The sequence below is a fragment of the Glycomyces sp. TRM65418 genome (assembly GCF_019710475.1).
Classification (GTDB): domain Bacteria; phylum Actinomycetota; class Actinomycetes; order Mycobacteriales; family Micromonosporaceae; genus Glycomyces.
This window is the reverse complement of sequence record NZ_JAJFAX010000001.1, coordinates 714,192-739,633: the sequence shown is the minus strand read 5'-3', so window position 1 is coordinate 739,633 and position 25,442 is coordinate 714,192. Positions and strand designations below refer to the sequence as shown.

The window sequence follows — 25,442 nt, the reverse complement described above, 5'->3', positions numbered from 1 at the left end:
GTGTTACTTGCAATGTTGGGACCTGTTCCACTTTGGCCGAATCCACTGCTCAGGGCGGTGCAAACCGGCCGACCGCACACATGGTCGGCTCGCGGGCCCCGGCGACTCGGCCCACCGTAGACTGCCCGCCATGACGAGCGAACGCGGTGCGAACACCCCTGGAACCACCGGAGCCGGACAGGACCTCGCCTCACTCCTCGGGCGGTTCGTCGCCGTCTTCATCGACTGGGCCGCCTGCACGGTCCTCGCGATCGGCCTGAACTGGCTCGATCTCGTCACCGCCGACCCGTTCGGCCAGGCCGTCCTGCGGGCGCTGCTCTTCGCCGCGTACTACGCGGTCGCGCTCGCCTTCGGCACCCAGACGCTCGGCATGCGGCTCATGCGCATCGCGTGCGTCTCGGCCGACCACGGCGGGCCGATCGGGTTCCCCCGCGCCCTGGTCCGCGCGGTCCTGCTCTCACTCCTGATCCCGGCCCTGACCGCGCTGGTCCACCCGTACCACCGGGGCCTGCACGACCTCGCCGCCGGCTCGGTGATGCTGCAGGTCCCGGCGCCCGCCGAGAAGACCCGGCCGGGCGGCCGCTAGCGGCTGCGCTGGAACCAGCGCACCAACAGCGGCGACGGCACCGGGAACGCCCCCTCGCGCCGCACCCGCATCGCGACCTCCTGGTCCGAGGACACCACGATGACGGGCCGGCCCTCGGGCTCGACGCGGGTCAGCTCGACGACCACGTCGTCCGCGATCTGGCCCTTGGCGCTGAACAGCACCCGCACGCCGCGGGCGCTCGGCTTGGCCCCGAAGATCGCGTCGGCCCCGTCGAAGACCACGGTGATCTCGGCGTTCGTCTGCGCCGCGACCGTGCCCAGGCCCTGCACGAGCCGGTTGCGCTGCTGTTCGAGCGTCAGCGTCTCGCCCCACGCCGAGATCGTCACGTTGTAGCCGTCGACGATGAGGTGCGGGTTGGGCAGCGACAGGAGGTGGTCGAGCCGCTGCGGGTCGTTCTGATCGAGGCCCCGCGAGCCCTCGACCGGCCGCTCCTCGGGCTCGGCGCAGTACTCCTCGGCGATGTGGTCGGCCGGGCGGTCCGGGGCCGGTTCGAGCCCGAGTTCGCGCCGCAGGCCCGTGGCCGTCCCCGAGAGGGTCTCCATGAGCAGCCACAGCCGCGAGGAGGCGAGGCGCTCGTGCTCCCGTTCGGCCTTGCGGATCCGCTCCAGCTGCGCCCGCAGGGACTCCACTTCGGATTCGAGGCGGCGGCGTTCGGAGCGCCGCTCGGTCTCCAGGTGCTTGAGCCGCCCCCGTTCGGCGGCGAGGTCCCCGGCGGCCTTCACGGCCCGATCCTCGGCCTCCTTGAGCTCGCGGCGAAGCCGCCGCAACTCCTCCTGGAGTCCCGCGGCGGCCGTGCGCTGGTCGGCGAGGGCGCCGCGGAGCTTCCCGTTCTCCTTCTCCAGCGCCGTCAGCCGCTTCGGGTCGACCTCGCGGGTCGCTTCCTGCGCCGGAGCCTCGGTCGTCTCGGGGATCGCCAGGACGGCGGTGGCGATGAGCTCGCGCCAGCCCTCGGGCCGCAGCAGATAGGCGAGCGCCGCGACCTCGGCCGGGTCGGCCATCGGCGAGACCTCCCCGCCGGTGGCGACGGCCGCGATGAGCGGCGAGTCGGTCGCGGCGAGCACGGTCGCGAGGCCCTCGCGGAACGCCGTGTCGGCGGCGACGGCGACGGCGAGTTCGGCCTTGGCGAGCTTGGCGCGCTTCGCCGGGCTGAACTTGAGGAAGCGGCGGAGCCGGGAGGGGACCTTGCCGGGCGGGAGCCCGGGCATGGCGACCGCGGCGATCTCGACGGCCCTGCGGCGCACCGGTTCCGAGAGGAACACCGCCGGACCCGCATCGGCCGGGACCGGTTCGGAGGGGTCCTCTTCGGACGCCGCCGCGCCGCCCCCGGAGGCTGCCGCCTCCGCCGGTCCGGCGCCGGGTTCGGGACCCTCGTCGCCGCTTTCCTGGCCGCTCAACATAGGCACCAGTGTGCCACCGACGTCACAGCGCGGACGGGCCGACCACTGGGCTTCTCCCGCGCGTAACGCGGGATTGCCGCGCACGCGCCGCCGCCGTGACAGACTAGGCGAATCTGGAGGGGGGCACGATGAGCCGGACACTGCTGGTGACCAACGACTTCCCGCCCCGCCGGGGCGGCATCCAGACCTTTGTGCACGGCATGGCGCTGCGATTGCCGTCGGACGATCTGGTCGTCTACACCTCGACGTCCCCGGGATGGGCCCAGTTCGACGCCGCCCAGCCGTTCACCGTGGTCCGCGACCGCAGCTCGATACTGCTGCCGACGCCGCGCGTCGCCCGCGCGGCCACCGCGATCGCCCGCGAGCACCGCTGCGACCGGGTCTGGTTCGGCGCGGCCGCGCCCCTCGGGCTGCTGGCCGCGGGTCTGAAGCACGACACGGGGATCGAACGGGCCATCGCGTTGACGCACGGCCACGAGGTCGGCTGGGCCGCCATGCCCGGCACGCGCCGGGTGCTGCAGCGCATCGCCGCGTCGCTCGACGTCATGACCTACCTCGGCGACTACACGCTCCGGCGCATCGCCCCGGTCGCCGGGCACCTCACCCGGCTCGAACAGCTCACCTTCGGCATCGACGCCGAGACCTTCCACCCCGACGTGGACGGCACGCCGGTGCGCGAGCGGCACGGCCTGACGGGCCTGCCGGTGATCGTCTGCGTCTCGCGGCTGGTGCCGCGCAAGGGCCAGGACATGCTCATCGCGGCGTTGCCGCACGTGCGCGAGCAGGTCGGCGAGGACGTGCGGCTGCTCATCGTCGGCCAGGGGCCGTACGAGTCGCGGCTGCGGGCGCTGGCGCGTCGGCACGGCGTCGAGCGGCAGGTCGTCTTCACCGGCGGCGTGCACGAGTCCGAGATCGCCGCGCATTTCGCGGCCGGGGACGTCTTCGCGATGCCGTGCCGGACGCGCCGCCGGGGCCTCGACGTGGAGGGGCTCGGCGCGGTGTTCTTGGAGGCGGCCGCGTGCGGGCTGCCGGTGATCGCCGGGGATTCGGGCGGCGCGCCGGACACGGTGCTCCACGACCGGTCGGGGTGGGTCGTGGACGGGCGCGACCTCGGCGAGATCACGTACCGGCTCACGCAGGTCCTCGCCGACCCGCCGCTGGCGCGGAAGCTCGGCGAGGCCAGCCGCGAATGGGCCCTGAGCGAATGGACCTGGGAACGCCAGGCCGAACGGCTCGAGAGCATGCTCTACGGCGAGACGGTCTGACCGGGCGGCGGCCACCCGTCGCGGCGGAACCGCGCTCCGCCAGGGCGGCGGCGACCGCCGCTTCGCTCGGTTGAGCACGGCGCCGCTGTGCGCAACGAGCGACCGCTCGGCGCCGCGGCCGTGTTCGCACGAGGACCCGGTTCCGGCAGTCTGAGCGGACCGGGCCGGAGGCCTCGACCGACCCGGGGCTCGGATCGGCCGAAGCGATTCGGGCTAGAACTTCGGTTGGTCGGGGGCTTCCAGGAGACCCAGCTTCAGGGCCGTCATGAGCGCCTGGGCGCGGTTGCCCGCGCCGAGCTTCTCGTACAGCTTCGAAATGTGCGTCTTCGCCGTCGACTCCGAGACGTACAGCTGCTTCGCGATCCCGGCCACCGACAGGCCGTCCGCCAGGAGCTTGAGGACCTGCGACTCGCGGGGCGAGAGCTGCGGTCCGGTCGGCGTCAGGCGCCGCTGCATCGCCTCGGCCAGGTCCGCGGCGCTGAACGCCGTCGGATTCGCCGCCGCGTGCCGCGCCGCCGACACCACGTCGTTCGCGGGGGCCGACTTCGGCACGAACGCCGAAGCCCCCGCGTCCAGGGCGCCGAACAGCTGGTCGTCGCCGGCGTACATCGTCAGCACCACGATCCCCATGTTCGGGTGCGCCTTGCGGAGCTTGCGGGTGGCGTCGAGCCCCGAGCCGTCGGGCAGGCGCAGGTCCATGATCACCACGGACGGCATGAGCGATGCGGCGTGCCGCAGGCCGTCGGCGGCCGTGTCGGCCTCTCCGACGACCTCGAACTCGGGGTCGCGGTCGAAGGCGTGCCGGAGACCCTTGCGGATCAAGTCGTGGTCATCGACGATCAGCACCGTCGTCCGCCCGGTCGTCTCCACCGCTTCAGCATTCATCGCGTATCTCTCCTCATTGGCTGCCTCGGCCCCCACCATGGTCAGGCCGCCTTGCCGGCTGTTCAGTTCTCGCGGCGCGATCGGCGGCCGCCCAGGCCGCGGACCCCGGACGGGGCGGCTCGGCGCGCCGCGTCGGCCGCGTCCCGGCGTTGAGCACCACCGCCACCGTCGTTCCGTGCGGCTGGTGCGGACGGATCTCCAGCGATCCGCGGATCCGCTCGGCCCGCTCGCTCATGATCGCCAGTCCGTAACGCCCCTCCGACGCCTCGCCCGACAGCCCCTGGCCGTCGTCGGTCACCTCGATCCGCGTGTAAGGCGGGTCCACCTCGCAGGTCACCCACAGGTTCTCGGCGCGGGCGTGTTTGCGGGCGTTCGTGATCGCCTCCTGCGCGATCCGCAGCAGCTCGGCCTCGGTACTGGCGGGGAGACGGGCCCCGCCTTCGTCGAGCGACAAGTGCACGCGGAGGCCGGCTGAGGCGCCCACAGTACGAGCATAGTCCGCGATCGCGGAGGCCAGCCCGCCCTGACGGTCGACGTTCGAGCGTAGCTCGAACAGGGAGAACCGCAACTCGGTCACGAGCCGGGTCACCTCCGAGCGCAGGTCCTCCAGTTCGCCCTTGGCCTCGCCGGCCTCGGGCGGCAGGATCGCCATGGCGTTGTCGATGCCGTAGCCGAGCATCGCCAGCTCCTGGGCGATGCCGTCGTGGATCTCGCGGGCGAGTCGCTGGCGCTCCTCGGTGGTCGCCATGGAGCGCACGTCCTCGAACAGGAGCGCGGTCTCCAGCCGCAGGGCCGCGCCCTTGGTGCGGTCCTCGGCGGCGGTGATGGCCTCGGGGCCGAACGCGGCGGGGTCGTCGGACTCGATCGCGACGAGCCCGACGGTGCGGCCCTCGGCGACGAGCGGGATGACGAGGGAGGCGACGGGCCCCTGCGTGGACCGCGACAGCGGCACCTGCCCGGCCTGCGGTTTCTGCCCGGCCCAGGCGTCGGCGAGGAGCGAGTTCAGCTGCGGGGAGGTCTCCCAGTCGACGCGTTCGTCGGCGTGCTGGGCGAGCACGACCAGGCGGCGGCCGGAGGCGGCCGAGAGCACGGCGGCCCGTTCGACGCCGGGGATGCGGGCGGCGGTGTCGACGATCTCGGTGGCGATCCCTCCGGGGTCCAGTGTGGATCCGGGGAGCTGCCGGGCGACGACGCGCAGCTGCGTGAGCAGGGCCGCGGCCTCGGCGTACGGCAGCTGCGAGTGGTGGAGGTCGGAGGAGCGGGAGCGGCGCAGCCACCACGCGCCGACGGCCGAGGCGAGACCGAAGGCCAGGGCCGCGGCCACGGTGGTCGCGTAGGTGCCGCGGTCGAACGCGGGCACGCGCGGGGTCTGGGCGACGAGGCCGATCGCGGCGATCGCGACGAGCGCGGGCGGCCCCCAGCTGCGCAGCCGGGCGTGGCGGCCCTCGTCCTGCTCGGCGGCGTCGAACGCGGCGGTCGCGAACGGCGCGATCAGGTACGGGAGCATCCAGGCGGGGAGCCCGCCGGTCGCGAGGGTGCCCAGCACGACGACGGCGACCTCGGCGACCCGGCCGGCGGGGGCCAGGAGCCGGTGCCGGGGGAGGACCACGCCGGGAAGCGCCGCGAGCGCGAGGATGCCGCACCAGGTCGCGGCGTCGGCGAGGCCCACCGAGGCCCAGCCGAACACCGCGACCAGCGCGAACAGGACACCCCGCAGTGCGACGGCGGGCAGTCGCCACTGGCGCTCGAGCACCGCCTCATCGCCCATGCGGGCCACCTCACTCTTGTCGTCGCGCGTGCGCCGTGTCGTACAGCGCGTTGACCTCGCTTGAGTATTTTTCCATGACGACGTGGCGTTTGACCTTGACCGAGGGGGTGATTTCCCCTGCGTCCTCGGAGAGTTCGACCGGCATGACCCTGAACTGCTTGATCTGCTCGGCGCGGGAGACGGTGGCGTTGGCCTCGTCGATCTTCTCCTGCAGCTCGGCGAGCAGCTCGGGGTCCTCGGTGAGGTCGGCGATCGGCGTCTCGGGGTCCTTGCCGTGGCGCGAGAGCCAGTCGCGGAGCATCTCGCCGTCGAGGGAGATGAGGCAGCCGATGTAGGGGCGGCCCTCGCCGACGACGATCGCGTAGGCGATGAGCGGGTGGGCGTCGAGGATCTTCTCCAGCGGCCCGGGGGCGACGTTCTTGCCGCCCGCGGTGACGATGATGTCCTTCTTGCGGCCGGTGATCGTGACGTATCCGTCGTCGTCGATCTCGGCGATGTCGCCGGTGGAGAACCAGCCGTCGGCGTCGAGGACCTCGGCGGTGGCGGCGTCGTTGTTCCAGTACCCGGGGAAGACCTGCGGGCCCTTGGCCTGGAGCTCCCCGTCCTCGGCGACCCGCAGGGCGGTGCCGGGGGTCGGGCGGCCGATCGAGCCGACCTTGATGGCGGTCTCGAGGTTGAGCGAGAGGACCGGCGAGGTCTCGGTGAGGCCGTAGCCCTCGTAGATGGTGATGCCCGCGCCGCGGAAGAAGTGGCCCAGCTCGGGGCCGAGCGCGGCGCCGCCGGAGACGGCGGAGGTGCACTCGCCGCCGATCGCGGAACGGATCTTGGAGTAGACGAGCACGTCCCACAGCTTGTGGCGCAGCTTCAGGCCCAGGCCCGGGCCGCCGGGCTTGTCGAGCGCGCGGCTGTACTCCTTGGCGCAGGCCGTGGCCTTCTCGAACAGGTGGCCCTTGCCGCCGTCGAGGGCCTTCTGGTACGCCCCGGCGTAGACCTTCTCGAACACGCGCGGGATCGCGAGCAGCGTGGTCGGCTTGACGACCGGCATGACCGCGGTGAGCTTGGTGCGGTCGGCGTGGGCGATGGTCGTGCGCGACTCCATGCCGGCGAGCTGGAGGATGCGGGCGAGGACGTGCGCGAGCGAGAGGAACAGGAGCATCCGGGCGCCGTCGTAGAGCACGCCGGGCACCTCGGGGATGACGTTGCGTATGTCGGCCAGGAGGTTGCGGTGGGTGAGCATGCAGCCCTTGGGCTTCCCGGTGGTGCCCGAGGTGTAGACGATCGTGGCGAGGTCGTCGGCCTTGCGGACGGTGCGGCGCTCCTCGATGTCGACGTCGGCGGTCGCGCCCAGCCCGTTCAGGGCTTCGATCGCGCCCGGCTCGCCGTCGATGGTCCACACGTGCTTGACCTGGGTGCCCAGGCCCTCGATCATCGCGGTCATCTCGGGGTCCTCGGCGATCACGGCGACCGAGCCGGAGTCTTCGAGGATCCATTTCGCCTGCTCGGCCGAGGAGGTCTCGTAGATCGTCACGGTCACGGCCCCGGCGGCCCAGATCGCGTAGTCGAGCAGGGTCCACTCGTAGCGGGTCGCCGACATGATGGCGACGCGGTCGCCGGGCTGCACGCCGGCGGCGGCCAGGCCCTTGGCGACGGCGATCACCTGTTCGCGGAACTCCACCGACGTGACGTTCTGCCAGGTGGCTCCGTCGTCGAAGCTGCGCAAGAAGAGGATGGACGCGGGGTGGTGCTCGGCCGCGTCCCACAGCGCGGTGAGGGTGTTGTCGTCGTCGGGCACAGTCACCACGGGGGGGACGGCGAACTCGCGCATGGAAAGGCTCCGTTCAAGACGCCATGTTCACGGCTTTGTAAAGTGGCTCACAGATCATGTTACCGGTGGGTCAACTTCCTATGGAAGAGGGACTGTGAGGCAGACCATGATGCTAACGGCAGCTTAGCGGAGCAGAGGCCGGAGTGGCGAATGCCGACGCGGGCGGTCACGCGAGCGCCACGGGCCGATTTCCGTCGGTGATACCTTCGCCGAGGGGGACGGAACGGCCGATTTCATCTCCAGGTCATCGCGCTGTAAAGTCCTCGGTGGCCCGCAGCGTCGCGTGGCAGCCAACGCCTCAATCCGTGAACCGCTGGAGGGTACAGCAGTGAGTCTGACTATCGGAGTCGACATCGGGGGCACCAAGGTCGGCGGCGGACTCGTCGACGAGAACGGCAATGTCCTCGCCACGACCCGACGCCCCACCCCCGCGGACGACACCACCGGCGTCATCCAAGCGGTCAAAGCGGTCGTCGAAGAGCTGCGCGCGGGCCACGAGGTCGAGGCCGTCGGCATCGGCGCGGCCGGCTGGATCTCCTCGGACCGGTCCACGGTCATGCTGGCCCCCAACCTCTCCTGGAAGAACGAGCCCCTCCGCGACAAGGTCGCCGCCGTCATCGACCTCCCCGTCGTGGTCGAGAACGACGCGAACGTCGCCATCTGGGGCGAGCACCGCTTCGGCGCCGCCAAGAACCACCGCTCCTCCGTGCTCTACACGATCGGCACCGGCGTCGGCGGCGGCATCGTCGTCAAGGACAACCTGCTGCGCGGCACGCACGGCGTCGCCGCCGAGATCGGCCACATCCGCTCCGTCCTGCCCGACGGCCGCGTCTGCGGCTGCGGGCGCACCGGCTGCCTCGAGCAGTACGCCTCCGGCCGGGCCCTCACCCGCGCCGCCCGCGACGGCGCCGCCGCGAACCCCGCCCAGGCCACCGTCCTGCTCAAGCTCGCCGGAGGCGACCCCGAGGCCATCAGCGGCCGCCAGGTCACCGAGGCCGCCCGCGAGGGCGACGAGGTCGCACTGGCCGCCTTCGACGCCATCGGCTTCTACCTCGGCAACTCCGCCGCGGACATGGTCAACCTCATCGACCCCGGGGTCATCCTCTTCGCCGGCGGCGTCGTGGACGCGGGCGAGCTGCTCCTCGACCCGATCCGCAAGCACTACCTGAAGGCCCTGGGCAACCGCGCCCAGGTGCCGGTGGCCGAGGTCCGCGCCGCCGAACTCGGTTCCAAGGCCGGCGTGATCGGCGCGGCCGACCTCGCCCGCCACCGTGAGATCGTCCCCTAGGGACGAACAAGGCCGGACACCCCCTTTCGGCCCGCAGGCGTTCGAGAGGGCGCCCGGCCCCGCTTCACGCCCGCCTCAGCAGATGTTCCGCGAGCCGTTGCCGCTCAGGGTCCAGTTGGTGTTCTCGCCGCACGGCGACTCCCTCACCGAGGTGTTGTCCACCCGCAGCGTGATCCAGATGTCCCGGTTGTTCGGGAACTCGCTGCGCGCGGCCAGGCGCACCTCGCCGCCGCCGTTGACCGTGCCGGCCCGGATCGAGAGGTTGTAGCAGTTCTCGATCAGCACCGCGTTGTTGCCGTTGTTCGCCAGGTCCACGTTCTTGATCACCGCGCCGCCGGACTGCGAGACGCAGAAGACGCCGCGGCCGCCGCCGCGTGAGACGACGTTGTCGACCCACACGTTGGTGCTGTACGAGCCGTTCGCCAGCTGCCCGTTGTTGTTGGCGAACCGCAGCGTCGCGTAGCCGGTGCCCGCGCCGACGTTGTCGCCGTCGACCAGGCCGACCCACACGTTGCGCGAGCGCTGGATCAAGAGGCCCGACTCGCCGACGTTGCGAGCGGTCACCTTCGTGATGTCGAGGCCGTCGATGTTCCACACCTCGACCGCGTGGCTGCCCGCGCCCGAGACGTAGATGTCGTTCATGGTGACGTCGGAGTTCCAGGCCGCGTCGCGGTCGAAGCGGATGCCCATGCCGCCGCTGAGGGTGAGGTCGATGTCGCCGAGCTTCAGGCCGCTGGTGCCGGAGAACCGCAGGCCGAAGTACGGGTTGCCGGTCATCTTCAGGTAGGCGATGTTGACGTTGGAGGTGTTGATCGCCTCGATCGCGCCGCGTCCGGAGCGGCTGCTCACGTTGATGGTCCCGCAGCCTTCGAAGGTCTTGCCGCTCTGGATGGTGATGGTGCCGGCGCCGATGGACCCCGACGCCATGACGGCGACGCGCTGGCCGCTCGAGATGGTGTCGACCCCGGCCTGGACGGCGGCGCGGTAGTCGCCGCCGGAGTAGACGGTGGTGCTCCCTTCGCGGGTGACGTAGTTGCCGCTCGATCCGGTGACCGTGGCGTGGGGGGAGTTGGCGCCGCACGCGGCCTGGGCGACGGCGGCCTGGTCGGTCAAGGGGAGGGCGACGGCGCCGACGGCTCCCATGAGGAAGGCGGCGGCGGTCGCGACGAGGAGGCGCGGCCCTCGCCTGAGTGTGGGGGACATTGACGGGCTCCTATCGGGGAGTGGATGCCGGTGAAACGATTCAATCGAGACATTGAAATGAATCGATTTAAAGGATCGTAGCCGACGGCCCCCGGTTTGGAAAGCGCTACCCCCGGACATTTCACATCAATTCAGCGGTGCAGGCCCTCTGAGGCCCCTCTGCCGGAGCCCGGCCGCTCCGGCACGCGACAGGGCGGCCGGCTCGCGCCGACCGCCCTGGTGCGAGCCGGTTCGCGTTCAGTCGCGCTTGTAGCCGACGACCAGCTCCGCGGCCAGCTGCTCGCAGAACAGGCCGATGTCGGTGATGACGCCGATGGCCTGGGCCGAGCCCCGGTCCGCCAGCTTGGTCACCGTCGCCGGGTTGATGTCCACGCTCACCAGCGGGACGCTCGCGGGCAGGATGTTGCCGGTGGCGATCGAGTGCAGCATGGTCGCGACCATGATCGCGAAGCCCACGCCCGGGAGCGCGGCGCGCATGGCGCGCTGGCCCTCGATGACGTCGGTGTACACGTCGGGCAGCGGGCCGTCGTCGCGGACGGAGCCGACGAGCACGAACTCCTTCTTGTTCTTGACCATCGCGTGCATGATGCCGCCCTTGAGGACGCCCTGTTCGACCGCTTCGGCGATGGAACCGCACGTGCGGATCTTGTTGATGGCCCGGATGTGGTGCTCGTGGCCGTGCGGCACGCCGTGGCCCTTGTCGAGGTCCACGCCGAGCGAGGTGCCGAAGAGGTTCGACTCGATGTCGTGCGCGGCGAGGGCGTTCCCGGCGAAGATGACGTCCGCGTAGCCCTCGTTGATGAGCGCCTCCAGGGCCTTCCCGGCTCCGGTGTGGACGATGGCGGGGCCGCCGACCCACAGGATCTTCTCGCCGCGGGCCTTGACCTCGCGCATCCGCTCGGCGATCTGGCGGACCTGGAGCGCCTGGGGCCGTTCGGAGGAGACGCCGCCGCTCATGAACTCGAAGTTCGACGACTCGGGGTTCTTGCGCTCGGGCTCGGGCAGCGGCAGGACCTTGACGCCTTCGCCGCCGCAGACGACCAGCTGGCCCTCCTTGACGTCGGAGACCGGCAGGGTCCAGGCGCTCGCGCGGTCGTCGGCCACGACGATGCCGCAGTCCATTTCGGAGTTCTCGACGTCCATCCAGCTGCCGTTGAGGCGGATCTGGGTGTCGAAGTTGGTGGTCGAGTAGAAGTCCTCGGGGAAGACGCCGTCGCGCGGGGCCGGTTTGAGCGTGGCGACGCCGGGGTCGAGCGGGTTGGCGCCGTGGGTCTGCAGGCGCATGACGATGCGTTCGAGCAGCTCGGGCGTCTCGGCGGAGACGGTGAGCTGGACGTAGGACTCGTCGGTGTGGTGGCGTCCCACGTCGAAGCGGTCGATCGAGTAGGCCCCCGAGTATTCGAGGACGTCGTCCATGACGCGGGCGAAGACGCCCTGATCGATGAGGTGTCCGCGCAGCTCGACGGTCTTTGCGTGTTCCACGTTGGTGCTCCTGTTGCTTCCCGGCCTCTGCGGCGCGCGCGAGCCGTGTGCGGTCTCGGCGACGCCGAGTCGAGCCTAGGCGGTGTCGGCGAACCCGCGACGGCCGGTGTCCGGACCGACCGACCCCTCGCCGGGCGCCTGGGGAGGCGGGGAAGACCTCGCCTCGGCCTCAGGCCGCGACGGGCGGCGCGGCCGCGGTCCGGGCGTCCTCGATCTCCTCGGCGGTCGGCCAGTTGCGGGTGACCAGGAACTGGATGCCGAAACCGATGAGGCCCCAGACGCCGACGACGTAGGGCACCGGGACGCCGAACTGGACGACCAGGCCGATCCCGGCGATCGCCAGGCCCTGGCTCAGCTGGAGGCCCGAGTTGGCGGCGGCCACCACGCGGCCGCGCCAGCCGTCGGGGATGCACTGCGCGAGGGTCGCGTTCATCGGGGCCATGAGCATCGTGGACACGCCCGCGCCGGCGGCGACGATGAGGACCCCGGCCAGCGGCGGATCGAGCAGGGCGGCCGTCAGGAAGACCGGCGCCAGGAACGCGAGCGGCCGGATGAGCCTGTGGCGCAGGGAAGGCCGTATGAAGCGGGTGAAGACCAAGGTGGCGACCACCGCGAACGCGGCGTCCACCGCCATGATCAGGCCCTGGGTCCGGGCCCCCGAGCCGAGGTGGGCCGACCACAGGACCGCGACGCCCTCGGGGACGGCGGTGAGCGCGAACAGGCCCCAGATGCCGATCGAGACGGTGCGCAGCACCTTGTTGTCGCGCAGGAGCCGCAGGCCGTCGGCGGTCTCGGACAGGACGTGGCGGCGTTCCTCGCGCTTGTTCACGGTGGGCCGGTACCGGACCAGGCCGAGGATCGCGACGCCGCTGACCGCGAACAGGACCGCGTTGACCGCCAGGGCCGTGTGCGGGTCGACGGCCGAGAGCAGGCCCCCGGCGAGGTAGCCGACGATCTGGGCGGCCTGCGAGGTGCTGAAGGTGATCGCGATGGCGACCGCGAGCCGGTCGCCGGTGAGGATCTGCGCGAGGGTCGCGGTGCGGGCGGCGTTGTAGGCCGGCTGGACCGAGGCGACCGCGAAGACGATCACGATCATCACCGGGACGGGCAGGTTCGGGATGAGCAGGAGCGCGATGAGGACGGCCCGCAGCAGGTCGCACACGACCATGACGGTCCGGTAGGCGTAGCGGTCGACGACGGCCCCGAGGACCTGCGCGAGCCCCAGATAGGGCGCGAAGCTGATCGCGAAGGCGGCGGCGGCCAGCGCCTCAGAACCCGTGGCGTTCCAGACGAGCGCGGTGACCGCGACCCGGTTGAGCATCGCCCCCGCGTTGGAGAGGCCGAACGCGGCGAGGAAGCCGGCGGCCTCGCGGTCCCCGAAGACCTCGGAGAAGCGGGGCCTGCGGTCGGCCCGCGACGCCTCGTCCGCAGGACCGGCCGGGGCCGGAGAGGGTTTCTGGTTCGACACAGGGCCTTCCTCGTTCTCGGCTCCGCGAGCGTTCGCCGTGGGCGCCGGCCGGCGCGGGCCCAGGCCTCGCCGCGGGCTCGGGGGGCGTCGCCGCGGACGTCGGACTCGGGAGGTCCCGCACTTGCGTACGCGGCGCCGAGGCTGCGATACCTAAGGGGCGGTAAGTGACAATCCTCCGCGATTGCCCGCAAGTGTCACCAGTCTGCCCGTGACGCACGGTGTTGTCAAGCGTCCCACTGTGTTCAAAGTGTAAAAACCCGGACGGACGCGGTGGGTCCGCTTCGATCGGACCAAACTACGCCGCCCGTCCCCGGCGGGCGGCGGCGGCCTCGGTTCGATAACGGTGGTGTCAAGGCCCGGGCCTGCTCGGGGACCCGGCCGCCGTCCTTGTCGGGGCACCGAGACCTGACGGTATCCTCCAATAGTCTTTGTAGGAACCATCTAAGGAGCGGTGCGATGACCGAAGCGACGAAGGCCGACCACTCGCGGATCACACGCGGCAGCGCTTCCCGAGCCGCGAGCGACGGCGCCGCTGCGGCCGCCCACGACGGCGCCCCCCGCGACAGCGCCTCCTGGATCGCACGGGACGCGGCGGCCGTGTGGCACCCGTTCACCCAGCACGCCACCTGGACCGACGACGACCCGACGGTCGTCGAACGGGCCGAGGGGCCTTGGCTCTTCGACGTCGACGGCCGCCGCTACCTCGACGGCGTCTCCTCACTGTGGACCACCACGCTCGGGCACGGCCACCCCGACGTCGACGCCGCGATCATCGCCCAACTCGCGAAGCTCGACCACTCGACGTTCCTCGGCACCACCCACACCCCGGGCATCGAACTCTCCGAAGCCCTCATCGACTCGGCCCCTCAAGGGAACGGGCCCGAACTCACGAAGGTCTTCTACGCCGGCGACGGCTCCTCGGCCGTCGAGGCCGCGCTCAAGATCGCGTACCAGTACTCGACCCAGACCGGCCGCTCCCGGCCCAAGTTCGTGCGCCTGAACCACGCCTACCACGGCGACACCCTCGGCGCGGTCGCCGTCGGCGGGCACGACCTCTTCCACCGGGCCTACCGGCCGCTGCTGCTCGACACCGTCGGCGTCGCCTCGCCCGGCGACCGCTCGCTGGGCGAAGACCGCAACGCCCTGGCCGCCGCCGAGCTCCGGTCGGTCATGGACGACCACGGCGACCAGGTGTGCGCGATCATCGTCGAGCCGATGATCCAGGGCGCGGCGGGCATGCTCGACTACGACGCCGCATTCCTCCGCACCGCGAGGGAACTCGCCGACGCCCATGGGGCGCTCCTCATCTTCGACGAGGTCGCCACGGGCTTCGGCCGCACCGGGAGGATGTGGGCCGCCGAGCACGCGGGCGTCGTCCCCGACCTGCTCACGTGCGGCAAGGGCATCACCGGCGGGTACCTGCCGCTGTCGGCCGTGCTCGCCGCCGAGCACGTCTACGAGGCCTTCCTGGCCCGGCCGGGCGACCGCGCGCCGCGCACGTTCTTCCACGGGCACACCTACACCGCGAACCCGCTGTGCTGCGCGGCGGCGCTGGCGAACCTGCGGGTGATGGGGGAGCAGGACGTCATCGGCCAGGCGGCGCGGCTGGGCGAGCGGCTCGCGAAGCTCCTGGAACCGTTGGGCGCCAAGGGAGGCGTGGTGGAGATCCGGCGGCTCGGCACCATGGTCGGCGTCGAAGTCGCCCCTGCGGTCGAGCGCACGGGCTTCGCGGTCTGCCAGGCCGCGCGCGAGCGTGGCGTGTGGCTGCGGCCGCTGGGCGACACGGTGGTCGTGATGCCGCCGCTGACCCTCGGCGACGAAGAGACCGACCTGCTCGTGGACGCCCTCGCCGAAGCGATCGACGAGGTCGTCGCGTGAGCGAAGGGCCGGGCACGACACCGGTCCCGGACCCGACCGCGATGCAGGACGACCACTCGGGGGCCGAGGCCGCGACCCCGGCGGACGGCGCCGGCGTGACCGAGCAAGGCGTGGACGACCGATCGGCGAGCAGAACCGGTGCGACGCAGTCCCGCAGTGCCCCCGGTCCCGAGCGCGCCGCCCCACCGCCCAGCCCCGAGCACGTCGTTACGGGCCTCGGGTCGGCGCCCGCCGCCGCGCAAGCCGGGTCGGCACCCGCCGACTCCGGTGTTGACGGCTCGACGAAGCACGACCGTCGCGACAGGACCGGAACGGCGGTCCGCGCCTCATCGCGGAGCGGTCGCGGCGCTTCGTCGCCCCGCGGCACCACGGCCGTATGGAACCGGCTGACCCGCAAGGCCGACCTCCGCGCGAAGGCCGGGCTCACCCGCACGGCCCGCGTCCGCGCCGCCGCGATCGATCTGGCCGGGAACGACTATCTCGGGCTCTCCCGCCACCCCGCGGTCCTCGACGCGGCCGCCGCCGCCCTCGCCGAACACGGACTCGGCGCGGGCGGCTCCCGCCTCGTCCGCGGCACGACCGATCTCCACGAGGACTTCGAGGCGGCGTTCGCCCGCCACACCGGGACCGAGACGGCGGTCCTCTACTCCTCGGGCTACCTCGCGAACCTCGGCGCCGTGGCCGCACTGGCCGGGCCGGTGCTGCTCGACGCCCACGCGCACGCCTCACTCCACGACGCCGCCCGGCTCGCCGGAGGCCGCTCGGAGACGTTCGCGCACAACGACCTCGACGACCTCGAACGCCAACTGCAGGCGCTGCGGCCCTCGATCGTCGCCGTCGAGTCCGTCTACTCGGTCCTCGGCGACGCGGCCCCGCTGCGCGAACTGCACGCCCTCACGAGCGCCCATGGCGCGCTGCTCCTGGTCGACGAGGCCCACGCGATCGGCACGGTCGGCCCGCACGGTTCCGGGGGTGTCGCGGCGGCCGGGCTCGCGGGCGATCCCGGAGTCATCGTCACCGCCACGCTCTCCAAGGCGCTCGGCGCGGCGGGCGGGATCGTCGCCGGGCCCGCGGCCCTGCGCCGCCATCTGCACGACACCGGCCGCACCTTCGTCTACGACACCGCGCCGCCGCCCGCGGTCATCGCGGGCGCCGGTGCGGCGCTCGCGCTCGCGCGCGGGGCCGACGGCGCCCGCGGCGAACTGGCCCGTCGGGCCGCGCTGGCGGCGAGCGCGCTGGGCGCGCCCGTTCCAGCCGCGGGAGTGCTGTCGCCCGCCGCGGGCGACGCCCGCGCGGCCGCGGCATGGGCCGAACGCTGCGCGGCGAAAGGCGTAGCGGTCGGGTGCTTCCGTCCGCCGTCCACACCGGACCATCGGTCGCGCCTGCGGGTCACGGTGAACACGGGCGTGCCCGAAGCCGACTTCACGAAGGCCCTGGCGGTGATCGAGGCGACCCGGCCGGACCCGAACTCGAGATGACTCCGGCCGGCTCTGAGCGCGAGGGAGGCGGCGACACGGCCGAGCGGGAGTGACACGGACGGGCGTCGGCGATGAGGAGGCGGCACGGCCGCGTACCGGCGGCGGTCCGGCGCGACCGAACGTATCGGCGCACGATGGAGCGCGGGCGAGTCGAGGGGATGAGGCCGAAGCAGCGCCCGATGCGGCCGAGGAGGCGCTAGCGCGGCCGAACCGAGATGGTGGGATGGCGGGCCCGGATTCGGGCGCCCCGCGCACCGCCCCGGCCGCCCTTCGCGACCGCTGCTGCGATTAGGTTGAACCCGTGATCACCTTCGAAGGCCCGGTCCTCGTCACCGGCACGGACACCGGGGTCGGCAAGACCGTCGCCACCGCCGCACTCGCGGCCGCCCTCCAGCGCCTGGGTCGCAGCGTCGAGGTCATCAAGATCGCCCAGACCGGCGACGACGACGACGCAGCCGAGGTCACCCGCCTCTCCGGCGCGCCCGCCCGCGCCCTCGCCTCCTACCCCGATCCCTTGGCGCCCTACACCGCCGCTCGCCGCAGCGGTCTGCCGCTGCTCAAGCTCCACGACGTCGCCGACACCGTCCTCGCCGCCAAGGCCGAAGTCGTCCTCCTGGAAGGCGCCGGCGGCCTCCTCGTCCAGCTCGGCGAGGGCGGCTGGACCGCCCGCGACCTCGCCGTGGAACTCGGCGCCCCGGCGGTCGTGGTCGCCCGCGCCGCACTCGGCACCCTGAACCACACCGCCCTGACACTCGAAGCCCTCTCGCGACGCGGCATCGATGCCGCGGTCCTGGTCGGCGCATGGCCGGCCGAGCCCGGCCTGGCCGAGTTCGAGAACATGCGGGACCTCCCCGGCGAGCGTCTCGGCTGGATCCCCGACCGGGCCGCGGACCTCGCACCCGAGGTCTTCCGCCTCAGCGCCTCCGAGTGGTTCGACTTCGGCGAACCGGGGAGCCCGCGCGCCTGAATCCCGTCCGCGGCGAGCGGCGTATCAGCAGGCCCGGCCTCGACCGCCCCTGCCTCTCCCGGCCCCCGGGCGAGGTCTGAAAGCGATTGCCAGTCCTTCTCGCCACTGAAAGAACAGTGCCGATTGCCCTAGTTTGACGGTCACGTCCGTCGGGTACCGTTTTCCGGGTGCGGAAGCTGCTGATCTTCACTCTCGGCGTCTTCAGCGCGATCGGGGGCTTCGTCGACATCGGCGACATCGTCTCGAACGCGACTGTGGGCGCACGGTACGGCCTGGCGCTCGTGTGGGCGGTGGTCGTCGGGGTGATCGGCATCTGCGTCTTCGCCGAGATGTCCGGACGCGTCGTCGCCGTCTCCGGGTCGCCCGTCTACAGCCTCATCCGCGACAAGGTCGGTCCCGGCGCGGCGCTGGTCAACCTCATCGCCTCGTTCGCCGTCACGCTCCTGACCCTCACCGCCCAGATCGGCGGCATCGCGCTCGTCATCCAGATCGCGACCACCATTCCGCACGTCGTCTACGTGGCGCCCATCGGCATCGCCCTGTGGCTGATCGTCTGGCGCGTCAAGTTCGACAGCATGGAGCGGGCCTTCGGCCTCGCGGGCCTCACCATCGCCGTGTTCGCCGTCGCGCTGTGGTGGCTCGATCCCGACTGGGGCGACCTCGGCCGCCAGGCCGTGAGCCTCTCCCCGCCCCCGGGCGAGGCGGTCCCGACCTACCTGTTCTACGCGGTCGTCCTCTTCGCGGCCGCCATGACCCCGTACGAGGTGTTCTTCTTCAGCTCCGGCGGCGTCGAGGAGGGCTGGAAGCCCTCCGACATGTCGACCCAGCGCATCAACGTCTTCCTCGGCTTCCCGCTCGGCGGCCTGCTCTCGATCGCCATCGCCGCGGCGGCCGCCGTCGTGCTGCTCCCACGCGGCGTCGACGTCAAGACCCTCGACCAGGTCGTCGAGCCGGCGGCGCTCGCATTCGGCACCGCGGGTCTGGCGGTGGCCCTCTTCGGCTTCTTCGCCGCCACGGTCGGCGCCGCCCTCGAATGCGGCCTGTCCTGCGGCTACGCGCTCGCGCAGTACTTCGGCTGGCCCTGGGGCAAACGCGTCGCCCCCGCGCGCGGCGCCCGCTTCCACGCCACCGTGGCGCTGTGCCTGCTCGTGGGCGTCCTCATCGTCCAGACCGGCATCGACCCCATCATGGTCACCGAGGTCTCGCTCGTGTTCTCCGCGGTCGCGCTGCCGCTCACCTACCTCCCGGTGCTCATCGCCGCCAACGACCCCGACTACGTCGGCGAGCACGTCAACGGCCGCCTGAGCAACGGCCTCGGCCTCGCAGTGCTGGCCGTGGTCTTCATCGCCGCGATCGCGGCGATCCCGCTGATGATCCTGACGAGGATGGGCGCATGAGCACCTGGCAAGGACGCGAGATCGTCGACCTGCTCACGGACATCATCGACCGCGAGATCGTCGACCCGGAGGGCGTGCCGCTCGGCCGCGTCGACGACCTCGAGCTCCGAAGCCGCGACGACGGCCGGACGGAGGTCGTCGCGCTCCTGACCGGCACCGTCGCCCTCGAACCGCGGCTCCCGCGATGGGCGCTCACACTCATCCGCGCCTCGGCGAGGCTCACCGGCGGTCCCGACGACCCGCGGCGCATTCCGATCGAGGCGATCACCAAGGTCGACACGGTCGTCTCGATCACCGCGGCGGCCGCGGCGGCGGCCGCGAGCCCGTCCGAGGAGCGCCTCAAGCGCAAGATCATCGGCAGAATCCCGGGGGCGGACCATGCGAGCGAGTGAACTCATCGGCGCACCCGTCCTCGACACCGACGGCACGCGCTGCAGTTACGTCATCGACCTGCGCGCCGGCGGCGACGACGGCGATCTCGTGGTCGACGGCCTGGTGATCGGGCGCCACCACTGGCGGATGTTCGGCTACGAGCACCGCGAGGAAGAGGGCCCGGCGCTGATGCGCCGGATCATCGAGATGCTCCACCGCCACACCCGGTACGTCCCCTGGGGCGACTTCGAGATCGACGACCGCGCCGTCCGCCTGCGTCGCGACTGGGACGATCTCCCGCCGCTGCGCTCCCTCAGGGAGTGAGCCCGCCGAACGGTTCACGAGGGCCTGAGGCCGGTTTCCTCCGCGTGCCGGCGACCGAGACCGCGCCCCCTCGGACGCCTCGGCTTCCCCCGCGTCGCCCACCTCGCTCATCGCGGCGCTGACCGGCACCGCGATTCCCGCAGCGTGCCGGTCCGCGACCGCACCGAGAGCGGCGGCCCTCTGTGGACGGCTCGGGCTACCTTGTCAGCGAACCGGCCGACAGGCGCCGATTCAATGCGGTGCGGGCGCCGCTACCCCCGGCGCTCGCACCGCCTCCGCAGCGCCCTCCGCCAAGGCCTCGACCGGGAACGCGGCGGCGAAGCGGGCGGCGGCCTGCGGCAGGAAGCGGTCCATCTCGAAGTCGATGCCCGCCGCTCCGACCGGGCGGAACTCGCAGCGCATCCGCTCGCCGTCGTCCTCGTCGGTGCTGACCACCGTGTGGTCCCAGGCGTCCCGCGCGTCGTCCGAGCGCAGCCAGCAGTAGGTCGTCACCTGGTGGCCGTGTTCGTACACGGGGGCGCGCAGAAGCATGTTGCCCAACGCCTCCCCGAACACGAGGCCCCGGACGCCGGTCTCCTCCCGGGCCTCGCGGATCGCCGCCTCGCCGATCGTCTCGTGCGCGTGCGCCCCGCCGCCCGGCACCTGCACGCCCGCTTCCGGGGCGTCGCGATGCAGGATCACCAGGACCTCGATCCCGGCTCGTTCGGGGGCTCGTCGCATGACGTAGGCGGCGGCACGCTGGCGGAAGTCCTGGAATTCGCGCATCCCGGTAGCCTCCCACCACTGCGATTGCGCCACAAGGCGATTTACGTCCGCAGCGGCGGTCGGCCAGGACCGGCATCCGGCTCAGCGGCGGCGGACCAGCAGCGGGCTCGGCATCCGGAAGGACAGGTTCGGCTCGCTCACCGGAGCCGCGACCACCGCGCACCGGGGGAGGAGCGGCGCCAGCTCGGCGACCACCACCTCGGCCTCCATTCTGGAGAGCTGACTCCCCAGGCAGCGGTGGGCTCCCGCGCCGAACGCCAAGTGCCGTCGCGATCCCCGCTGGCCGGGCGCCATCGCCGCCGGGCACTCGGCCACGCCTTCGTCCACACCGGCCGCCGCCAACCAGACCAGGACCGACTCGCCCGCCCGGACCGGCACGCCCCCGATGTCGGTGTCCCGCTTCACGACCCGCCGCCACGACGTGATCGGCGGCAGGAGCCGCAGCCCCTCCTCGACCACCGCGGCCGGGTCCGCATCGAGCAGGTCCGGCTCCTCGATCAGCCGATGCAGCAGCAGCGTCAGGAACTGCGAGGTCGTCTCCTGGCCGGCGACGAGGAGGAAGAACAGCGCCGCCGTCGCGGCGTCCTCGCCGTACGCGTCCAGCAGCGCCCGCGTCGCCCCCGACGACTCGGCCGTCCAGCCGCGCAGCAGCGCATGGAACGGCCCCACCACCGCGGCGAGCTCGCGCTGGCGTTCCGCGGTCGGGTCGCCCCAGAAGAGTTCCAGCGCCGCACGGCTGAACCGCTTGACCGCTCCGGTCGCCTCGACCTCCAGTCCCAGCAGCCGCGCCAGCGCCGCCAGCGGGATCTCCGAGGACACCGCCGCGTCCAGGTCCACCGTCGCCCCGGTGCGGAGCCGCCACGCGACCCCGGCCGCGGTGCGGCGGGCGAGACCGTGCAGCCACGGCCGCAGCGCCTCCACGTTCGCGGGCGCGAAGACCGCCCCGAAACTCGCCCGGATGTGCTCGTGCGTCTCGGTGTCGTTGTTCGCCAACGTCGCAGGGAGACGGAACCGGTGCCGCGTCAGCTCCCGCAGCGACGCCGCCGGGATCGGGGTGACCGCGTCGAGCGCGTTCGCGGCCGAGAACCGCTCGCGGTCGGTCAGCACCTGTTTGGCGAGCCGGTGCGAGGCCACCACCACCTGCCCGTCGCGGCGGAAGACCGCGGCGTCGGGTCGGGGATGTTTCCACAGCTCGAAGAGCACGCGCGCAGCCTACCTCCCCCGAAAGTACGAGTCCCGTTCACGGTAATCTGCTCTCAGTCTTTCGGTGCCCCGCGCCCCGCCCCCCGGCGGGACCCCGGGGAGCCGCCGTCCGGCACACGAATGCATGCCCATCGAAGGAGACCGTCCCTTGCAGGAGTACTCCTCCCAAGCCGCCTACGACCGCGGCGAGGCCGTCTGCGTGATCGGCGCCGGGGCGTCCGGCCTCATCGCGGTCAAGAACCTCCGCGAGAACGGCTTCGAAGTGGACTGCTACGAACGGGACACCGTTCTCGGCGGCCTGTGGAACCCCCAGAACCAGCACAGCCCCCTCTACCCCAACACCCACCTGGTCACGTCCCGGTCCCAGACGGAGATCCCGGACTTCCCGATGCCGGACGACTGGCCCGACTACCCGTCCGCGGCCCAGATGCTCGAGTACCTGACGGCCTACGCCAAGCACTTCGGCCTCTCCGAGCACATCTGGTACGGCTCGGAGATCTCCCAGATCGACACGGTCGAGGGCTCCCGCTTCGAAGTGGTCGTCAAGCCCGCCGCCGGCAGCGCCGCCCGCCGCCTGCGCTACGGCGCGGTCATCATCGCGACCGGCCACCACTGGGCGCCCAACCTGCCCGCCTACCCCGGGCAGGAGGACTTCCGCGGCACCGTCCTCCACTCCTCGCAGCTCAAGGACGCGTCGCGGCTGCGCGGCAAGCAGGTCCTCGTCGTCGGCGGCGGCAACTCCGGCGTCGACATCGCCTGCGAGGCCGCCGTCAACGCGGCCGGCTGCGTCCACTCCGTCCGCCGCGACACCCCGCATCTGCCCAAGTACCTCGGAGGCGAGCCCACCGACTTCGCGCTCGCCCGCATCGGCGGCCGTCCGAAGTTCCTGCGCCGCTTCCTGACCGACCGGCTCCTCAAGGGACCCGGACGGCTCGCCGCCCGCATGGGCATCGAGGCGCCCGGTCCCGGCTCCGCCGGCGAGGAGCCCGTCCGCAACGGCCGCTACCTCGAACACGTCGGCGACGGCTCCATCCGCCGCCGCGGCGACATCGCCCGCTTCGACGGCTTCGACGTCACCTTCGCCGACGGCACCGAGATGCGCCCCGACCTGGTCGTCCTCGCCACCGGCTACGCCCCGAAGATCACCCTCGTCAAGCCGAAGCTGCTCGGCGTCGAAGGCGACTCGCCCTACCCGAAGCTGTACGCGCGCATGTTCTCCCCGCGGGCGGAGACGCTCGCCGTGGCCGGGCTCGTCGAACCCGGCGTCGGGGTCCTGCCGATCGTCCACTGGCAGACCCACGCCATCGCCCACTGGCTGCACGTGCGCAAGGGCGACCCCGAGCGCGCCGCGAACTTCCGCCGGCAGGTCGTCGCGGAGTCGGACCAGTACGAGGTCGAGTCGGGCGGCGCCTCGCCGCGCCACCGGCTCGCCGTGGACGCCGAGGAGTACCTGGCCAGCCTGGGCCGCATCATCGACATCCTCGAACAGGAGCCCGCCAAATGAGCCTCACCGCCTGGGTCCGGCGCGCCCGCACCCCCGAGCCGGCCCCGGTCCGGCGCGAGATCGCCGTCTTCGAGCCCGCCGACCTCTTCGACATCGACATCAAGGACGACCCCGAGGCCAGCCCGGTGCTCTGCTGCACCGACGACCCGGCCGGGGCCGCCGCGTTCAACGCCTTGTGGCTCAAGCGGATCGCCACCTCCGGGCGATACGCCGCGGCCGTGAGCGTCCGCGGCCAAGGGGGCACCCCCGCCGCCGAGGGCGGCGTCGAGGCCTTCACCCACGACGTGGTGCAGGCGGCGGTCACCGTGCCGCGCCAGGCGGTCCTCATCGGACACCGCGAGGGCGCGGCGTGGGCGGCGCTGGCCGCGGGCCGCTATCCGGCCGCTGGGCTGGTGCTCGTCTCGCCGCAGCGGTTCCCGAAGCAGCCGCCGAAGCCCGTGGGCGGCCCGCCGATCCTGCTGGTGGTGAGCGAGTCCGAGGCGCAGTCGAAGGAGGCCCAGGCGGTCACGGAGGCGTACGGGACCGCGCCGCTGACGTTCGCGGGCTCGCCCGACGAGGTGTTCAAGGGCGCCGCGGCCGAGGGCATCCTGGACGCCGTCCTGTCCTGGCTCGACGGCAAGAAGTGACCGCTTCGGGCGCTCGCTGGACGCGAGCGCACTGAGCGGTGGAACGGCGATGCGAGCCGACGGCCGCTCGCTGAACACGAGGCGACCGGCCCCGTCCCGAGCGACGCCGGGCGCACGCCGCACATCGACGGCTCCGCGAGCGTGCGCGGCCGTCGAGGCCGCGGCGGCGACCCGAAGCCGGCTCGGCGGATCCGCCGCGGCGATTTCACCCGTTCGGGTCAGACCACCGCGCCGTCGTCGGTGTCGTCCTTGTCCGGGCGCAGGCGGCTGATGAGCAGCCACACGCCGATCAGGAACGCCACGAACCCGACCAGTCGGCCCGGATTCGTCCCCAACGGAGCCATGCCGGGGTTCACCAGCAGCGCCAGGCCGCCCACGATCATGAGCACCCCGCCGACCGCCGGCAGGCTCGGCCACGGCATCGGCGGGGGTTCCGGCGGCACGTAGTCGTCCTCGTCGTCATCCGGCAGCTCCGCGTCCCACAGCTCCAGCAGCGTCGGCTCCTCATCGGAGGGCGACGGCGTGACCTGGGGCGTCTTCGACACGGGCTCGGCGGAGAAATCCTCAGTGCCCGGGCCCGCCGTCAGTCCGGGCTCGTCGCCCAGGCCCTTGATGAGCTCGTTGAACCGCCGGTCCACGTCCTCCGGACGCAGCTCGCCGCCTTCGCGGCCGTTCTCCTGCTCGCTGCTTTCGGGCTCGTCCCCGCGCTCAGTCATTGCGCCCCCGCGTGGGAGCCTCAGGCGCGCCGCCCACCTGTGCCTCAGGCGCGCTCGAGGCGGGCGCCTCAGGGCCGCTCCGCGCCTTTGCCAGCTGCCGGTTCATGAACTCGACACTCCCGGTGAAGATCGTCTCGGCGTCGTAGTCGAGCGTCGCCACATGGAAGCTGCGCGGCAGCACCGTCGACTCGACGTCCTTGGACCGCACGCCCGCCCGGATGACCGCGCTGTTGCGCGGGTGCACCACATGGTCCTGGGCGCTCGTGAAGATCCGCAGCGGCACCGTGACCCGCGCCAGCTCCGGCCGCGTCACCTTCCACAGCTTCCGCAGCGACGCGTACGCGGCCACCGGGGTGCGCGCGGTGGTCCGCTCCCGCACATCGGGCTTGTTCAGGTCCGAGCCGATCGCGGGCACACTCGGCATGACGTACCGCAGGACCGGCGCCAAGAACCCGTGCGGCTTCTCGTCGAAGATCGCCGGATTCACCAGCACCAGCCCGGCCAGGTCCGCTCCGCGCAGCTCCGCCAGCCGCAGCGCCAGCGAGCCGCCCATCGACAGGCCGCCCGCGAACACCGGCCGACCCAGCGCCAGCGCCTCGCCCAAGGCCTCTTCGAGCCGGGCGTACCACTGCTGCCACGTCGCCTTCGCCAGCACCTGCCACGTGTCGCCGTGCCCGGGGAGCAGCGGCGCGATCACGTTGAAGCCCGCGTCCCGCAGGTGCTCGCCCCACGGCAGCACGCTCGCCGGATCCGAGGTGAACCCGTGGCAGAGCAGCATCGTCGCCTTGGCCTCAGGGCCGAGGTCGAACGCGAACTCCTCGGAATCGATCGTCACGTCGCCTCCCGGATCGCCGACTGATGAAGCGCGTTTCGCCAGACCAGCCTCATGGCTCGCAAGCTTCGCCGGGGCCGGTCGGCCCCGTTTCGCGCCGCCCGCCCATTCTCGCACGGGGCCGCCGACGCCCGCCACCGCGCGGGCGGCGCTTCGCGCCCCGATACGGCCCTCGGAAGTGTTCGCCGCGCT

At 72.3% G+C, this 25,442-nt stretch carries 22 protein-coding genes; 11 read left to right on the top strand and 11 right to left on the bottom strand.

The features are described from left to right. Positions 1-130 precede the first annotated feature (130 nt). Positions 131-586 (top strand): RDD family protein, encoded by a 456-nt coding sequence (locus tag K3N28_RS03415; RefSeq protein WP_228091067.1) that lies wholly within the window; start codon positions 131-133, stop codon positions 584-586. Here K3N28_RS03415 and K3N28_RS03410 read toward each other — a convergent pair. Continuing rightward, entirely contained in the window at positions 583-2,004 is a 1,422-nt protein-coding gene (locus K3N28_RS03410; protein ID WP_228091066.1) for an NYN domain-containing protein, read from the bottom strand. The two genes, K3N28_RS03415 and K3N28_RS03410, sit on opposite strands and share 4 nt — an antisense overlap. Before the next feature lie 128 nt (positions 2,005-2,132). Between K3N28_RS03410 and K3N28_RS03405 the strand changes: the two genes are divergently transcribed. Beyond that, complete coding sequence (locus tag K3N28_RS03405) at positions 2,133-3,269, top strand: glycosyltransferase family 4 protein (protein ID WP_228091065.1); 1,137 nt, start codon at positions 2,133-2,135, stop codon at positions 3,267-3,269. A gap of 213 nt (positions 3,270-3,482) precedes the next feature. On the opposite strand, the gene K3N28_RS03400 is transcribed toward K3N28_RS03405, so the two are convergent. Genes K3N28_RS03400 through K3N28_RS03390 form a run of 3 tightly spaced genes read right to left on the bottom strand, consistent with a single transcriptional unit; the run spans position 3,483 to position 7,747 of the window. Beyond that, positions 3,483-4,154 carry a response regulator transcription factor gene (locus tag K3N28_RS03400; RefSeq protein ID WP_228091064.1) on the bottom strand — a complete coding sequence of 224 codons (672 nt, stop codon included), beginning with the start codon at positions 4,152-4,154 and terminating at the stop codon, positions 3,483-3,485. 13 nt (positions 4,155-4,167) lie between these two features. Beyond that, entirely contained in the window at positions 4,168-5,922 is a 1,755-nt protein-coding gene (locus K3N28_RS03395; protein ID WP_228091063.1) for a GAF domain-containing sensor histidine kinase, read from the bottom strand. A 10-nt stretch (positions 5,923-5,932) separates the two neighbouring features. Further along, on the bottom strand, positions 5,933-7,747 hold the full coding sequence (locus K3N28_RS03390; protein ID WP_228091062.1) for a long-chain fatty acid--CoA ligase: 1,815 nt from the start codon (positions 7,745-7,747) through the stop codon (positions 5,933-5,935). Between the two features lie 328 nt (positions 7,748-8,075). On the opposite strand from K3N28_RS03390, the gene K3N28_RS03385 reads away from it, so the two are divergent. Further along, positions 8,076-9,035, top strand: coding sequence for an ROK family glucokinase (locus tag K3N28_RS03385; protein ID WP_228091061.1), 960 nt, complete (start codon positions 8,076-8,078; stop codon positions 9,033-9,035). A 75-nt stretch (positions 9,036-9,110) separates the two neighbouring features. On the opposite strand, the gene K3N28_RS03380 is transcribed toward K3N28_RS03385, so the two are convergent. The 3 genes from K3N28_RS03380 to K3N28_RS03370 all read right to left on the bottom strand — a co-directional run bounded on the left by K3N28_RS03380 (position 9,111) and on the right by K3N28_RS03370 (position 13,188). Continuing rightward, complete coding sequence (locus K3N28_RS03380; RefSeq protein WP_228091060.1) at positions 9,111-10,238, bottom strand: hypothetical protein; 1,128 nt, start codon at positions 10,236-10,238, stop codon at positions 9,111-9,113. A 237-nt stretch (positions 10,239-10,475) separates the two neighbouring features. Then, positions 10,476-11,720: a TIGR00300 family protein gene (locus K3N28_RS03375; protein WP_228091059.1), complete on the bottom strand. Its 1,245-nt coding sequence runs from the start codon at positions 11,718-11,720 to the stop codon at positions 10,476-10,478. Between the two features lie 169 nt (positions 11,721-11,889). Then, positions 11,890-13,188, bottom strand: a complete 1,299-nt coding sequence (locus tag K3N28_RS03370) for an MFS transporter (RefSeq protein WP_228091058.1) — start codon at positions 13,186-13,188, stop codon at positions 11,890-11,892. A gap of 456 nt (positions 13,189-13,644) precedes the next feature. On the opposite strand from K3N28_RS03370, the gene bioA reads away from it, so the two are divergent. The 6 genes from bioA to K3N28_RS03340 all read left to right on the top strand — a co-directional run bounded on the left by bioA (position 13,645) and on the right by K3N28_RS03340 (position 19,604). After that, complete coding sequence (gene bioA, locus K3N28_RS03365; protein WP_228091057.1) at positions 13,645-15,066, top strand: adenosylmethionine--8-amino-7-oxononanoate transaminase; 1,422 nt, start codon at positions 13,645-13,647, stop codon at positions 15,064-15,066. A gap of 386 nt (positions 15,067-15,452) precedes the next feature. Next, positions 15,453-16,544, top strand: coding sequence for an aminotransferase class I/II-fold pyridoxal phosphate-dependent enzyme (locus K3N28_RS03360; protein WP_374209687.1), 1,092 nt, complete (start codon positions 15,453-15,455; stop codon positions 16,542-16,544). A 301-nt stretch (positions 16,545-16,845) separates the two neighbouring features. Next, positions 16,846-17,511, top strand: coding sequence for a dethiobiotin synthase (gene bioD, locus K3N28_RS03355; protein WP_228091055.1), 666 nt, complete (start codon positions 16,846-16,848; stop codon positions 17,509-17,511). Between the two features lie 167 nt (positions 17,512-17,678). Beyond that, positions 17,679-18,908 (top strand): NRAMP family divalent metal transporter, encoded by a 1,230-nt coding sequence (locus tag K3N28_RS03350; protein WP_228091054.1) that lies wholly within the window; start codon positions 17,679-17,681, stop codon positions 18,906-18,908. Further along, positions 18,905-19,300: a hypothetical protein gene (locus tag K3N28_RS03345; protein WP_228091053.1), complete on the top strand. Its 396-nt coding sequence runs from the start codon at positions 18,905-18,907 to the stop codon at positions 19,298-19,300. Before K3N28_RS03350 ends, K3N28_RS03345 begins: the two co-directional genes overlap by 4 nt. After that, positions 19,287-19,604 carry a hypothetical protein gene (locus tag K3N28_RS03340; RefSeq protein ID WP_228091052.1) on the top strand — a complete coding sequence of 106 codons (318 nt, stop codon included), beginning with the start codon at positions 19,287-19,289 and terminating at the stop codon, positions 19,602-19,604. Before K3N28_RS03345 ends, K3N28_RS03340 begins: the two co-directional genes overlap by 14 nt. A 231-nt stretch (positions 19,605-19,835) precedes the next feature. Here K3N28_RS03340 and K3N28_RS03335 read toward each other — a convergent pair whose 3' ends face one another. Further along, complete coding sequence (locus K3N28_RS03335) at positions 19,836-20,369, bottom strand: NUDIX domain-containing protein (RefSeq protein WP_228091051.1); 534 nt, start codon at positions 20,367-20,369, stop codon at positions 19,836-19,838. 81 nt (positions 20,370-20,450) lie between these two features. Beyond that, positions 20,451-21,572: a cytochrome P450 gene (locus K3N28_RS03330; RefSeq protein WP_228091050.1), complete on the bottom strand. Its 1,122-nt coding sequence runs from the start codon at positions 21,570-21,572 to the stop codon at positions 20,451-20,453. A gap of 148 nt (positions 21,573-21,720) precedes the next feature. Between K3N28_RS03330 and K3N28_RS03325 the strand changes: the two genes are divergently transcribed. Then, a complete protein-coding gene (locus tag K3N28_RS03325) occupies positions 21,721-23,076 on the top strand; it encodes an NAD(P)/FAD-dependent oxidoreductase (RefSeq protein ID WP_228091049.1) in 1,356 nt (451 codons plus the stop codon). Beyond that, positions 23,073-23,702: a hypothetical protein gene (locus K3N28_RS03320; RefSeq protein WP_228091048.1), complete on the top strand. Its 630-nt coding sequence runs from the start codon at positions 23,073-23,075 to the stop codon at positions 23,700-23,702. Before K3N28_RS03325 ends, K3N28_RS03320 begins: the two co-directional genes overlap by 4 nt. A gap of 218 nt (positions 23,703-23,920) precedes the next feature. On the opposite strand, the gene K3N28_RS03315 is transcribed toward K3N28_RS03320, so the two are convergent. Then, the gene (locus K3N28_RS03315; RefSeq protein ID WP_228091047.1) at positions 23,921-24,418 is read right to left on the bottom strand and encodes a DUF308 domain-containing protein; all 498 of its coding nucleotides are present in this window, start codon (positions 24,416-24,418) and stop codon (positions 23,921-23,923) included. Beyond that, positions 24,411-25,253, bottom strand: a complete 843-nt coding sequence (locus K3N28_RS03310) for a carboxylesterase (RefSeq protein ID WP_228091046.1) — start codon at positions 25,251-25,253, stop codon at positions 24,411-24,413. Before K3N28_RS03310 ends, K3N28_RS03315 begins: the two co-directional genes overlap by 8 nt. Positions 25,254-25,442: the final 189 nt, after the last annotated feature.

Coding starts and splice junctions, on each gene's coding strand:
- K3N28_RS03415 (WP_228091067.1), top strand. CDS start 131: ATGACGAGCGAACGCGGTGCGAACACCCCTGGAACCACCGGAGCCGGA.
- K3N28_RS03410 (WP_228091066.1), bottom strand. CDS start 2,004: ATGTTGAGCGGCCAGGAAAGCGGCGACGAGGGTCCCGAACCCGGCGCC.
- K3N28_RS03405 (WP_228091065.1), top strand. CDS start 2,133: ATGAGCCGGACACTGCTGGTGACCAACGACTTCCCGCCCCGCCGGGGC.
- K3N28_RS03400 (WP_228091064.1), bottom strand. CDS start 4,154: ATGAATGCTGAAGCGGTGGAGACGACCGGGCGGACGACGGTGCTGATC.
- K3N28_RS03395 (WP_228091063.1), bottom strand. CDS start 5,922: ATGGGCGATGAGGCGGTGCTCGAGCGCCAGTGGCGACTGCCCGCCGTC.
- K3N28_RS03390 (WP_228091062.1), bottom strand. CDS start 7,747: ATGCGCGAGTTCGCCGTCCCCCCCGTGGTGACTGTGCCCGACGACGAC.
- K3N28_RS03380 (WP_228091060.1), bottom strand. CDS start 10,238: ATGTCCCCCACACTCAGGCGAGGGCCGCGCCTCCTCGTCGCGACCGCC.
- bioA (WP_228091057.1), top strand. CDS start 13,645: ATGACCGAAGCGACGAAGGCCGACCACTCGCGGATCACACGCGGCAGC.
- K3N28_RS03345 (WP_228091053.1), top strand. CDS start 18,905: ATGAGCACCTGGCAAGGACGCGAGATCGTCGACCTGCTCACGGACATC.
- K3N28_RS03340 (WP_228091052.1), top strand. CDS start 19,287: ATGCGAGCGAGTGAACTCATCGGCGCACCCGTCCTCGACACCGACGGC.
- K3N28_RS03335 (WP_228091051.1), bottom strand. CDS start 20,369: ATGCGCGAATTCCAGGACTTCCGCCAGCGTGCCGCCGCCTACGTCATG.
- K3N28_RS03320 (WP_228091048.1), top strand. CDS start 23,073: ATGAGCCTCACCGCCTGGGTCCGGCGCGCCCGCACCCCCGAGCCGGCC.
- K3N28_RS03315 (WP_228091047.1), bottom strand. CDS start 24,418: ATGACTGAGCGCGGGGACGAGCCCGAAAGCAGCGAGCAGGAGAACGGC.